Consider the following 13434-nt stretch of genomic DNA (forward strand, 5'->3'; position numbering starts at 1 on the left):
TTCTTTGTCAGACGGAGGCCGTCAGATAAAGAATTGTGATGGTCTGACCGTCCTGGTCTGACCAGGAAACAAAACAGTTAAACAGTTTCGCATTTCGTCAGAGCGAACAGTCGACACCATGCAAGTTCAAGATAAAATAAATGTTTAATCTGAACAGCTAAACAACGTTAGTTTTTGTCAGACGGAGACCGTCAGGCAAAAGGGTTTTTATGGTCTGACCGTCCCGGTCTGACCATAAAAAAAGCCGGAACAAAATTGCTCCGGCTTTCAAATATCATCCGATAGGCCTGATTACCTGCGACGGCCACCGCCGGTAGCGGCGTCGTTCATCCTGATCTTTCTGCCCCTGTAGTTTTTACCATCGAGGGCACGGATCATTTTTTTACCTGCTGCAGGATCGATCTCTACCCAGCTATTCATTTCCTTCATGTCAATGTTGCCGAGCACTTCTTTATTCAGACCACTCATATCGAGAATGAACTGGAGGAAACTGGCTTTATAAAAACCGTCTTTCGTTCCTAAGTTCACGAACAGGCGCTGGTAGTTGCCGCTTCTTGCAAAATTCTTACCGCCCTGTCTTTCACGTGTACCTTTGGGCTCCCTGTCGTTACGCTGATTCAGATCAGCCGCATTTTCATAATACTTCAGGAACCTGTCAAATTCCAGGGCTGCCACACGCTGCAGGATCTCTTCTTTTTCAACGCCCTCAAATTTCTCTTTCAACACAGGCAGGTAGGTCTCATATTCTCCGTGGCTGATATCGGCTTTCAGCATCTTGTCAATAAAATGGAAAAACTGTTTGCGGCAAACATCTTTTCCGCTGGGGATGTCCATTTTATGGAACTTATTATTAACCAGCTTTTCGATCTGCCTGAGCCGGTATACTTCTCTTGGAGTAATGATAGAAATGGATACCCCGCTTCTACCCGCCCGACCGGTACGGCCACTGCGGTGGGTGTACACTTCCGTATCATCCGGCAGCTCATAATTGATTACGTGTGTGATGCCCTGCACGTCAATACCACGGGCGGCTACATCCGTAGCAATGAGCAGTTCCAACGACTTCTCGCGAAAACGCCCCATCACCTTGTCGCGTTGTGCCTGGGTAAGATCTCCGTGCAAAGCGTCAATATCGTATCCTTCGCGTATCAGCTGTTCCGTGATATTCTGCGCGTCCGCCTTGGTTCTGGTAAATATGATCCCGTAAATGCCGGGATTAAAATCAATGATCCTTTTAAGTGTTTCATAACGGTTCACATGTTGCGTCAGGAAATACTGGTGATCAATATTGACGTTGGTTGAATTCACTTTTCCGACAGAGATCTCTGCGGGTGCATTCATAAAACGCTTGCTCACCTGGCGGATTTCCGGCGGCATGGTCGCGCTAAACAACCACATGCTGTGACGGTTTACCGTTTCTTTAAGGATAAATTCGATATCATCCTTAAAGCCCATGTTGAGCATTTCGTCGGCTTCATCCAGCACGACATAATTAATATCTTCGAGATTGATGGCTTTCCGCTCAATCAGATCGATCAGCCTGCCCGGCGTAGCTACCACTACATGCGTCCCTCTTTTGAGGTCACGCACCTGCTGCGAGATAGACGTACCGCCATAAACAGCGGTGACGCTTACTTTGCTTTTACCGCTAAACTTCTCGAGGTCGGTGGTGATCTGGAGACAAAGTTCTCTGGTCGGGCATATGATCAGGGCCTTAGGCCTGCGCTCGGTCTTATCGATCAACTGCAACAAGGGTAAGCCAAATGCCGCGGTTTTTCCCGTACCCGTTTGAGCCAGTCCCACAAAATCTTTTGTACCTTCTAATAAAACCGGAATGGCTTTTTCCTGGATAGGAGTTGGAGTAACGAAACCTATAGTTTCAAGAGATTGAAGTAAGCCTTCTTCTATCCCTAACGATTCAAATGTTGTCATAAAAAGAGGGCAAAGGTAACATAAACATTGAATACATTAAATTTTATTATCCGCAACCCGCGCGGTACAGGCACTCCCAGTGCTGAATACCCCGCCCCGGAGGCAGCGTAACGAAACAGCCTGAGGACGGTTGTTCTGTAAAACAAAATCAATCAACCGGTTAAGATGAAATGAGATTTGTCCGAAAAAATAATTATCTTGTTGCAGTGCCATTGGAGCGCCTGTATCTCGGCCTGAGAAGTTGGCTTTACGCCCGTTTTTTTTAAATTCTTTTATCAAAAAGCCATATGCTATCGTAGTATAATCCATAAGGAAAAAAGTATAATCCATATAAAAAAAGAAATAAATATAATATCTTTACCATTTATTGCTGTGCTATTGTGTAGATAGATGTGCTCTGCTTTTTGCCTATTGAACTGAGTAGCTCTCGGCGTTCAAATCTGCAACTATAAAATGAAATTGATTTCCAAAATGTATCGTCCTTTTTGCAAGATGAGATTATTTCTCGTGGTGGCTGCTATTGTGCTAGTCGCTGCGGTGTCTCTTTTTACTATTTCTGCCTGTAAGAACAACAATAATGCGAAGGCTTCCAAAGCGGATTTGGTGAGCTACAATTATGAGGTGCGACCTATCCTGTCTGACAAATGCTTTGCCTGCCATGGTCCCGACGAAAAAAAGCAGGAAGCAGGTCTGAGGCTTGATATCGAGCAATTTGCCAAAGCGCCTTTGAAGGAGACGAAAGGCGGCTTCGCGATCGTTCCGGGAAAGCCTGAAGCATCCGAACTGATCAAAAGAATTACTTCTACCGATCCTGCGTACCAGATGCCCACACCGGAATCGCATCTTGGCCTGCTGAGCGAGCAGGAAATTGCGGTGCTGACCAAGTGGATCGAGCAAGGTGCCAAATATGAAAAACACTGGGCCTTTATTACGCCCGAAAAAGCACCCCTGCCTGAGATTGACAATAAAGATTGGGCAAAAAACGAGATCGACTATTTCATAGCCGACAAAATGCAGGTGAAGGATTTTGAACCGAGCGAAGAGGCGGACAAGGCTACACTGCTAAAAAGGATATCGCTGGACCTGACGGGGCTTTTGCCAAGCGTAGCATTGCAACAACAATTTGAAGCCGATAAAAGCGAAGCCGCCTACGAAAAGATGGTGGATCAATTGCTGGCAACGCCCCAATATGGTGAAAAAATGGCTATTCACTGGCTTGATGTATCGAGGTATGCTGATAGCTACGGTTACCAGGATGATGATCGCAGAACACAATGGCCGTATCGGGACTGGGTGATCCACGCATTCAATAAAAACATGCACTACGACCAGTTTATTACCTGGCAGCTTGCCGGAGATATGTTACCAGATTCTTCGAAAGAAAAGATATTAGCGACCGCCTTTCTTCGCAACCATAAATATACAGAGGAGGGCGGCGTTATCCCTGAAGAATACCGGGTAGAATACAACCTGGATAAAGTAAAGACCTACACCAAAGGGGTATTGGGCCTGACGGTCGAATGTGCCCAATGCCACGATCATAAATACGACCCGATCTCTCAAAAAGATTATTATAAAATGTTCGCGTTTTTTAATAACAGTAAGGAGAAAGGACTGGAAGGGTTGGTAGGCAGCGAGCCTGCGAAGACGCCCATCTTATACTTGTCGGACAACGACACGAAGAACCTGTTAACCTTCATCAATCGCAAAGACACCGGCACGATACAGGTTTCGGTAATGGGCGAGCTGGAAGACACGACGCGCACCACTTATATTCTTGAAAGAGGCGTTTATGATCAGCATGGAGAAGTGGTGACTGCAGGCGCCTTGCCTGCCGTGATGGAGTATGACACCACCCAATACCCGAAAAACAGACTGGGCCTGGCCAAATGGACCGTTGATAAAAAGAATCCGCTCACGGCACGGGTATTTGTAAACCAGATATGGGAACTCATTTTTGGCAAAGGCATCGTAAAATCGGTCGGCGATTTCGGTATGCAGGGCAATCTGCCCACACATCCTGAATTGCTGGACTGGCTGGCAGTGGATTTCATGGAGCATGACTGGGACATCAAACGCCTGATGAAAAAAATCGTCATGTCTGCTACCTACCGGCAGTCTTCTGAGGTGAAACAAGAACACCTGGAAAGAGATCCGGATAACCTGTATTATGCACGGGCTTCCCGCATCAGGCTGCCGGCGGAGAACATCAGGGATGTGGTGCTCGCAAGCAGTGGATTGCTGGTTAAAGAGATCGGCGGCCCCAGCGTAAAACCCTACCAGCCTAAAGGTCTGTGGGAAGGGGCCACTTCCGGACGCGGAACGCTCACCGTTTACCGCCCGGACAATGGTGACGATTTGTATCGGAGGGGCATTTACACCTTCATCAAGCTCACCGTTCCTCCGCCTTCCATGATCATTTTTGATGCCAGCAACCGGGACCAATGTGAGGTGCAACGAACCAACACCAGCACGCCGCTGCAGGCATTGGTAATGATGAATGATCCTACGGTGCTTGAAGCATCGAGAGTTTTTTCGGAACAACTGTTAGAAAAACACAAGGACGCTGACCAGGCCATCACGACGGCTTTCAAAAGCATCATCTGCCGCGCGCCGGAAAGCAAAGAACTTGAGGTTTTGACAAAGTATTATAAAGATCAATTGTCACTGTTCAGGAAACAAAAAGATGCCGCTCAAAAAGTGATTGATGTGGGCGAATATCCGCACAAGGGTAACCCGGCTGACATCGCTGGCACGGCCGCGCTCATGAGAGTGATCAGTATGATATACAATATGGAAGAAGCGATTGTAAAAGTGTAGTGAAGTATACCGTGACGTGAGTAGTGAATGATGAATGATAAGTGAAGAAAGATCAATAATGACGAGTTAAAAAAAGAATTATGGAAAAAGAAGCATATGAATACGGCCTTAATGTCAACCGCCGAAGGTTCCTGACCAAGTTGGGAATGGGCATTGGAGGTGCGGCGCTGGGCAGCCTGTTGATCCCCGATTTCTTTTCATCAAAAGATACGGAAGAAGCGATCATATCGGGCCTCCCGCATTTTGCACCCAAAGCTAAACGTATTATTTATCTGTTTCAAAACGGGGGACCGTCTCAGCTGGAAACTTTTGATCCGAAACCGAAGCTGCGCGAGATGCAGGGGCAGGATCTGCCCGAGTCCGTGCGGCAGGGGCAACGTTTAACGGGAATGACTGCAGGACAAGCCAGGTTTCCGTTGGCCGGCAGCATTTTCGATTTTGCCCAGTATGGCCAGAACGGCGTATGGGTAAGCGATCTCCTGCCCTACACTTCAAGGATCGTAGACGATCTGTGTATTATCAGGAGTCTGCACACGGATGCCATCAATCATGATCCGGCGCTGACATTCTTCCAGACAGGAGCTCAGGTGGGCAACCGCCCCAGCATGGGCGCCTGGCTGAGTTATGGACTGGGTAGCGAAAATCAAAATCTTCCGGCCTTCTGCGTGTTGCTGTCCAAAGGAAAAGGTAACGGGCAGGGTGTGTATTCGAAGCTTTGGAGCAACGGCTTTTTAGATTCGATCCACCAGGGTGTGCAGTTCAGCAATGGTGAGAACCCGGTGCTTTACCTGAACGATCCTGACGGAATGGAAAAAGCAGAAAGAAGAAAAATGCTGGATCACCTTGCGGCGTTGAACAATGAAGGATTTGATGCTTCGGGAGATCCGGAGATCAAAGCTAAAATACAGCAGTATGAAATGGCTTACCGCATGCAGACTGCAGTGCCGGAAGTAACGGATCTGAGCAAGGAACCGGAATCGATCATCAAATTGTATGGTCCCGAATGCCTGGTACCCGGCACTTATGCTGCCAATTGCCTGCTGGCACGTAAACTATCCGAAAGCGGCGTGCGCTTTGTTCAGGTGTATCACCAGGGTTGGGATTCGCATGGCAACCTGCCAACGGAGCTTGCAGGGCAATGTAAGGATACGGATCAGGCGTCTGCCGCGTTGGTTACGGATCTTAAGCAACGAGGGATGCTCGACGAAACGCTCGTGATCTGGGGCGGCGAATTTGGGCGCACGAATTATTGCCAGGGCACACTGACTAAAGACAATTACGGTCGTGACCACCACCCCCGCTGCTTTACCATGTGGATGGCGGGCGGAGGCGTGAAACCTGGCGTATACGGAGAAACTGATGAATTTGGTTACAACATTGTGTCGAACCCCGTTCACGTGCACGATTTCCACGCGACAGCGCTGCATCTGATGGGCTTGGATCATGAAAAATTAGTGTATAAACACCTCGGACGCCGCTACCGCTTAACGGACGTGGCGGGAAAGGTAGTGAAGGATTTGATCGCGTAAGGAGGACGGAAGTCCGGAGACCGACGACGAAAAGTCCGGGGTCGGAAAGTCCAAAGACGGAGGATGGAAAGTCGGCATTTCATAAATTTCAGGCTGGATGTTTGACGGATCGTATCGCCTTTTCTTCCGACATCGAAATTCTGACATCAGACATCAGACATCAGACATCAGACATCAGACATCGGTCCCCGGACCTAACTTCCGACCTCCGGCTACTGACTTCTGACTTTTTTAAAACAAAACAATGAACAGAAAAAAATTTCTGCAACATACAACACTTAGCACGGTGGGTGCTTTATGCCTGCCCGAATGGCTGATCCGAAATGAGGTAGTCTTGGGACATGGCAACCATCGCTATAAACTCAACACCCGCTGGAGCCGCGCCGACGTGGCCCGACACCCGGTGAACGATTGCCATGAAATGGTGCAGGATCAAAAAGGTCGCATTTTATTGCTTACAAACGAGACCCGGAACAATGTGATCATGTACGATAAAAACGGCAAATACCTGGGTTCCTGGGGCACCGAATATCCCGGCGCACATGGACTTACACTGTTTAACGAGAATGGCACGGATGTGCTTTTCATTTGCGACAATAAGCGCCACCAGGTCATCAAAACAACTATCGACGGCCGCGTGCTTCTGACGCTTGATTATCCGAAGGAAACTGGTCAATACACAAAAGCGGAAGAATATGTACCCACAGAAACCACGATAGCCCCAAATGGAGACATCTACGTGGTCGACGGCTATGGCAAAGATTTCGTAATCCAGTACGATAACAAGGGACGCTATATCCGGCATTTCGGCGGAAAAGGCGATCAGCCCCACCATCTGTTGAATGCCCACGGGATCTGTGTTGACCAGCGAAGCGGACAACCCGTCCTCATTGTCACTTCCAGGAGGCAAAATGCTTTTAAGAGATTTACGCTGGACGGCCAGTACCTGGACACCATTGATATGCCCGGCGCCTGGGTGTGCCGCCCCGTGATCCATGGAGATCATCTATACGCAGCAGTTTTACAAAGTAATAGCCGCCAATCGCAGAAATCGGGGTTCGTGACCATCCTGGATCAAACCAATCAGGTGATCTCCAACCTGGCCGGCAGCACGCCGACTTACGAAGAAGGCAAACTGCAGGAAATGTATCAGACGGTTCGCGCTTTTGATTATCCACACGACGTCTGCATCGATGACGAAGAAAATTTGTATGTAGCACAGTGGAATTCCGGCAAAGTATATCCCTATAAACTGGAACGGGTCCTATAAAAAATTTTCCGGAAATTTATTCCTGATGAAGATTAATTGCTTATTTGTTTGCCTACTCCTCGCTGCCGGGCTATGCGCCCAGGACCAGCTTCAGCTGGCATCGCCATTCATCAAAAACCGATCTGTTTTTTTTGATGATTCTATGTCGGTCCCTGTCGTGTTTGCCCACCCTGGTGCTGAAATCAGGTATACAACAAATGGTCAAACGCCCGATCATAAAAGTCCGCTCTACAAGAATCCTGTAGTGATCACAAAAGACAGGACCACGCTCAAGGCGCGCACATGGGCTGCGGGTTTTCTCCCGTCCGTTGTTACGCAAGTCACTTTTATAAAGAGTGGTTTACCGGCTGCAGTGACCTTTCCCGCTGCTTCGTCCAACTACCCCGGCAACGGCCCCCACACATTAGCGGACAACCAGGGCGGCATACTGGACCCGGGCAGCGCTGGCTGGCTGGGATATCAGTCAGACTCAGTGTCGTTCACAATACGGCTAAATCTGGCTCAGCGCGTTCAAAGAGTGCTTTTTCACGTCTTGCAAAACCAGGGCGCCTGGATCTTCCTGCCCGTCAAAGCGCTGGTTTATCGCTTCGACGCTGCCAGCGGCCGGTATGAAGACAAGCCCTGCGGCAACCTGACCCTTTCTTCGCTTAAAGATGCCCCCGTTACGGGTGAAGCGCTGGTGGTCGGGCTGGATCAGACAGTAACGGATCAGGTAAAACTGGTTCTGTATAATACAAAACTTCCCTCCTGGCATCCAGGAGCGGGAAACAATGCGTGGTTGTTCATTGATGAGATAAAAATATATTAGTAACATGAAGCAAGAGCGGTGGAAAAATATCATTTTCAATTTGTGTATCGTACTCAATTGCCTGTTGGTATTTCTGTTGATTTTTGGCGGCCGGTTTATCGTACCTCAATTTTTGCAGGCATTCGGCAGAGCCCATCCGTTGGTATTGCATTTTCCTATCGTGTTACTGCTGCTCGCGTTTCTTTTCGAAATGCTGATCATATCACCTAAACAAGCCTTGTTGAAAAACTTGGCAGACTGGTTGCTGTTATCGGCAGTGCTCTCCACGGTCCTGGCAGCCTTAATGGGCCTGTTTCTTTCAAAAGAAGAAGGTTATGAAGGCAATGAGATCAATATTCATAAATGGACCGGCGTGGCCTGCGCTTTCATCAGCTTTATCTGGTACGGATGGAAAGAGGTGATCCGGAAACGGAAGATCGCTACCGCCGCCGTAGGGGCATGCGCCACCATCGTATTGCTCATCGCCGGACATAAAGGGGCTAATATCACGCACGGTGAAGACTTCCTGTTATCTCCATTACTTGCTTCCAATGAGCCACCCGACATCCCATTGGAAGAAGCTGTGATTTATACGCATCTCGTGCAACCGATCATCGAGAAAAAATGTATCAGTTGTCATAACACGGGCAAGGCCAAGGGTGAGCTGATCATGGAGACGCGAGAGCTCTTACTGAAAGGCGGGAAAAACGGGAAATTATGGGACACAACTGCTGCCGACCTGGGGCTGATGATGCAGCGCATTCATTTGCCGCTCGATAACGAGGAACACATGCCGCCCAAGGGCAAACCGCAGCTGACCGAAGAGGAAGCACGCGTGTTGCAGCTATGGATCAAGGACGGCGCAAGCTTTACCAAAAAAGTGATCGAACTTCCGGCTAACGACACCTTGAGAGTGCTCGCGGCTACCTTTTTTAAATCTTCTGACGTGGAGGTATACGATTTCCCGGCAGTGGATGAGAATACTATTGCCCAACTGAATACAGAATACCGGGTGATCACACCGCTCTCCACCGAGTCCCCTGCCCTTTCGGTCAACTTTTATGGCATTGCTCAGTTTAAGAGCGAGCAGCTTAAGGAACTGGAGCCCATTAAAGATAATATTGTCACTCTTCACCTGGCCAAGATGCCGGTTAAAGATGAGGACCTTAAAGTCATCGGCACTTTCAGCAATCTAAGGGACCTCAACGTTGCATTTACCTCGATTAAAGGCGAAGGCCTGAAGGATCTGTCCGGACTTCAACACCTGAGGCAGCTTTCGTTATCAGGCACGGGCATCACGGCCAGCCAGTTAAAACCGCTGGCAGATCTGAAAAAATTAAAGTCCATCAAAGTTTGGAACACCCCGGTCTCCAGCCAGGATATCGCGTCACTAAAAGCCGGTTTTCCCCGCACGAAATTTGACTTTGGTTACACAGGTGACACGGTGGTCGCGAAGCTACCTACGCCTTTCATCACCGCGGATAAGGATAAAAAAGTATTCACTAATAGTTCTTTGGTAACGATTAAAACTCCTATTGGCGGGGCTGTTGTCAGGTATACCCTGGACGGTTCGCAACCAGACAGCCTGAACTCGCCCATCTACAAAAAGCCTTTTGCCATCAACCAGTCGACCATTGTCAATGCGCGGGCGTTCCTGAAGGGATGGATCAGCAGTGACAACGCTTCTGCGGGCTTTTACAAAAGTGGCATTCAACCAGACAGTATTTCTTTAGCTACCGTTCCTAATCCGAGGTATGTGGCCAAAGCCAAAAAAGGAGAGGCGTTTTTTGATCAGGCATTAGGAAGCACCAGTTTCAACACTGCCGACTGGGTGGGTTACAAGGAAAATATCTTCGAGCTTCATTTATTTTTCAAAAAGCCGGTCAGCATCAGCTCGGTCAACCTGAACGGTCTTGTCGATGCGGGAAGCTACATCATGCCCCCCGCGGCCATCCAGGTTTGGGGCGGCGATCAGATCAGCAGCCTGACATTACTGGGAAAATCTGCACCGGCTCAACCGGATGCCAGTGCTCCGGCTCACATTGAAAGTTATAGTGTTGCCTTTGAGGGCCGTAAAGTTCAGGCAATCAAAATCGTGGTCAACCAGGTAAAAAGTCTTCCGGCCTGGCATCCCGGAAAAGGCCAGAAAGCCTGGGTCTTTTTTGATGAGATCTTTCTGAATTAAACGAAAAAGCAATGGTTCCTGACGCATAGATAAAACAGGCTATGGCGATACCCAGGCAGATTGATACACATGACTGTTGGTGCTGCAAAGGCTATGTGGCGTCTATCTTGCCGAGTTATTTTCCCGCCGTTTTTTCAAGGTCGATTTTTCATAAATTCTAATACCAATCCTATTTAAACAAACAAAATGATGATGCGGTCTTTTCACTGGAGAATAAGCATATGTTTACTTCTGATCTTTTGTCACCTGCAAAACTTTGCTCAATGGTCGGTCATTGAAGGCGATCCGAGAATTGAAAAAAACAAAGAACAAAGTTATCTGTATCAGGTTTTAACTCAGAAAGAATGGAGTGCCAGCAACTTTGCCCAACCCGAAGACCTGAAATGGTTTAACGATGCAAGGTATGGCATGTTCATACACTTTGGCCTGAATGCTTATGTAAAAAAAGATATGAGTTGGCCGATTGTCTACAACCGCAAGGCGCCCGACAAAGGACATGGAACATACCCTGATAGCGCCTGGCAAAAAACATGGCCTTCCCTGTTTAAGCTGGAGAAATTCAACGCCGAAAAATGGGTACAAATCTCAAAAGATGCGGGAATGAAATACATCACCGTTATAAGCAAGCACCATGACGGTTTTCATATGTGGGACACTAAATACTCCGACTTTAAAATCACTAACACACCCTTTAAACGCGATTACCTGAAAGAAATTATCGACGCCTGTCATGCAGCCGACATGCCTGTAGGCATTTATTACTCTCAGCGCGATTGGTATCATCCGGATTATGACCCGACAAACCCTGACGGTGACAAACATAAAAGATATATCGAGTACCAGTTCAACGTCGTAAAAGAGCTGCTGACAAACTATGGAAAAATTGATATTTTCTGGTTTGATGCGGTATGGTGGGGAGGCATGTTTACGGCCAATATGTGGGACGCTGAGCATCTTACCCGAATGATAAGGAGGTTACAGCCGGGTATACTCATTAACAACCGCGCGAGCCTTCCCGGTGATTTTGACACACCGGAACAGCGTATCGGAATGTATCAGGAGCGACCATGGGAAAGCGCTATGACGCTTAACGGAAGTTGGGCCTATGACCCTGAACACCAAAATTATTCTGTAAAAAAATTATTGCGGCAAATATTGATGACCGCTTCGGGCAACGGCAACATGTTGTTGAGCTGGGGCGCACATTTTGATGGTGAATGGGACGCCGCTCAGAAAGACACCCTTTACCGGATAGGAAGCTGGCTAAAAAAATATGGCAAAGCCTATTACGGTACCCGGGGCGGCCCCTGGATGCCCACCCGAGAGTATGGTTCCGTCTACAAAAATGAAAAAATTTATATCTATGTTTTTGACTGGGAAACCGAAGGCCTCTCGCTTCCGGCTTTACACGGAAATGAAGTCAAAGCCGCTTCATTTCTGAATAGCACAGAAAAACTACACTGGGAACAAACAAGCACCGGCCTTCGGTTCAAAAGGCCGGACAAGCCGCATGACATCGTAACAGTCATCGAACTAACGCTCCTCAAACCGGTTGCAGGTGTTTTGACTGCCGATACCCGGTCATTATTTGACGACCCCGAATATGGCAAAAAGCTACTCGAAAAAAATATCACGGCATCACAATGGAAGCAAAACGAAATCGTGATAGATCTATCTGCCATAAAAACGGTGACGGGGGTGGGACTTTATCAGAGTAATAACCCGGTAACAGTACAGGTGTCGACAGACAAAAAGGTATGGGAAACGGTGCTTACGACAGAAGCAGCTATGCAAATTAAAGAAATGCCGCTTACAACCTTTATCACCGGCGCAAATGTTCCTGGCAAGCAGATTCGGTTTGTTCGTCTAAAAAGCGCTGGTCATAATAACAGGGTTCGATTGGTCCTTTATGGCCGGTAAAAGCGGCTTATATTATAAAAAAGCCATCCCGTTACCGGAATGGCCCTCTATATTGCTTGCCGAATAAAAATCTGTTTCTTACTGTACAGACGAATCAGCAGGAGCAGCAGTTGTATCCAGGTTCACCATAGTATCAGTTGGATTTACCGGAGGATTACCCAAAGTAGGGTCAACTGCAGAACTGTCGGTAGTGATCATTGTAGAATCTTCTGTACCGTCTCCGTCTGCTGCATTGTTACAAGCTACGAAACCTAAAGAGCTGATTGCGAATAAAATAAATAATTTTTTCATGATGTGTGAGGATTAGGGTTAAAATAGTTAATACCCGTTTTGCAAGAAAGTAACCCGGAAAATAAATATTTTTTTCTGACTGAAAAAGGGTTACTATTTTTAAAAAAACGTATTAAATAATCACAGGTTGAAAGATTCTACACTGGAACAGGAAATTAGTTTACTGAAAGGATTAGCCCGTAACGATAAGAAATCGGTTGAAGTGATCTATAGCCAGAATTATAACCTGGTGCAGGCGCTGGTAGTAAACAATAACGGCACCATCGATGATGCCAAAGATATATTTCAGGAAGCAATGATGGTATTATTCGACAAGGCTCGTTCCGGAACCTTTGAGTTGAATTGCCAGATACGGACCTATCTCTACTCTGTCGCTCGCAGGTTATGGCTAAAAAAACTAAATCAGGGTAACAGGCATACCGCTGATTTTGATGATACACAAGAATCCCAGGTAACCGTTGAAGATGATGTAGCCGACCATCAGCAAAAAGATGCGGAATTCGATATGATGCATACGGCTATTAATACATTGGGCGAACCGTGCAAAAGCCTGCTGGAGTCCTTTTATTTTAAGAACCACAGTATGCAGGACATTGCAGACAGTTTTGGCTATACAAACGCTGAAAATGCAAAGACACAGAAGTACAAATGCCTGATGCGCTTAAAAAAAATATTCTTTTCTCAATATAAAAAAACCTGA

10 protein-coding genes are annotated in these 13434 nt (G+C 47.4%); 7 read left to right on the forward strand and 3 right to left on the reverse strand.

Annotated elements, in window-relative coordinates; all coding sequences use genetic code 11:
- Positions 1-291: 291 nt before the first annotated feature.
- Both ACU37H_RS03845 and ACU37H_RS03850 read right to left on the reverse strand, forming a co-directional pair.
- Positions 292-1932 carry a DEAD/DEAH box helicase gene (locus ACU37H_RS03845; protein ID WP_472703038.1) on the reverse strand — a complete coding sequence of 547 codons (1641 nt, stop codon included), beginning with the start codon at positions 1930-1932 and terminating at the stop codon, positions 292-294.
- Between the two features lie 36 nt (positions 1933-1968).
- A complete protein-coding gene (locus tag ACU37H_RS03850; protein WP_494407586.1) occupies positions 1969-2262 on the reverse strand; it encodes a hypothetical protein in 294 nt (97 codons plus the stop codon).
- Positions 2263-2385: 123 nt separating this feature from the next.
- Between ACU37H_RS03850 and ACU37H_RS03855 the strand changes: the two genes are divergently transcribed.
- From ACU37H_RS03855 to ACU37H_RS03880, 6 genes are all read left to right on the forward strand, one after another.
- Complete coding sequence (locus ACU37H_RS03855; protein ID WP_472703040.1) at positions 2386-4752, forward strand: PSD1 and planctomycete cytochrome C domain-containing protein; 2367 nt, start codon at positions 2386-2388, stop codon at positions 4750-4752.
- 80 nt (positions 4753-4832) lie between these two features.
- Positions 4833-6281 carry a DUF1501 domain-containing protein gene (locus tag ACU37H_RS03860; RefSeq protein ID WP_472703041.1) on the forward strand — a complete coding sequence of 483 codons (1449 nt, stop codon included), beginning with the start codon at positions 4833-4835 and terminating at the stop codon, positions 6279-6281.
- Positions 6282-6525: 244 nt separating this feature from the next.
- Positions 6526-7551, forward strand: coding sequence for a 6-bladed beta-propeller (locus ACU37H_RS03865; protein WP_472703042.1), 1026 nt, complete (start codon positions 6526-6528; stop codon positions 7549-7551).
- Positions 7552-7576: 25 nt separating this feature from the next.
- Positions 7577-8359 (forward strand): FN3 associated domain-containing protein, encoded by a 783-nt coding sequence (locus ACU37H_RS03870; protein ID WP_472703043.1) that lies wholly within the window; start codon positions 7577-7579, stop codon positions 8357-8359.
- 4 nt (positions 8360-8363) lie between these two features.
- Positions 8364-10523 carry a DUF2231 domain-containing protein gene (locus tag ACU37H_RS03875; protein WP_472703044.1) on the forward strand — a complete coding sequence of 720 codons (2160 nt, stop codon included), beginning with the start codon at positions 8364-8366 and terminating at the stop codon, positions 10521-10523.
- A 186-nt stretch (positions 10524-10709) separates the two neighbouring features.
- Positions 10710-12443 (forward strand): alpha-L-fucosidase, encoded by a 1734-nt coding sequence (locus tag ACU37H_RS03880; protein ID WP_472703045.1) that lies wholly within the window; start codon positions 10710-10712, stop codon positions 12441-12443.
- Positions 12444-12521: 78 nt separating this feature from the next.
- Here the strand turns inward: ACU37H_RS03880 and ACU37H_RS03885 are convergent, their stop codons facing one another.
- On the reverse strand, positions 12522-12734 hold the full coding sequence (locus ACU37H_RS03885) for a hypothetical protein (RefSeq protein WP_472703046.1): 213 nt from the start codon (positions 12732-12734) through the stop codon (positions 12522-12524).
- Positions 12735-12861: 127 nt separating this feature from the next.
- Here ACU37H_RS03885 and ACU37H_RS03890 point away from each other — a divergent pair, with 127 nt between their 5' ends.
- The gene (locus ACU37H_RS03890) at positions 12862-13434 is read left to right on the forward strand and encodes an RNA polymerase sigma factor (RefSeq protein ID WP_472703047.1); all 573 of its coding nucleotides are present in this window, start codon (positions 12862-12864) and stop codon (positions 13432-13434) included.

The sequence above is a fragment of the Niabella sp. ZPM-14 genome (assembly GCF_055693045.2).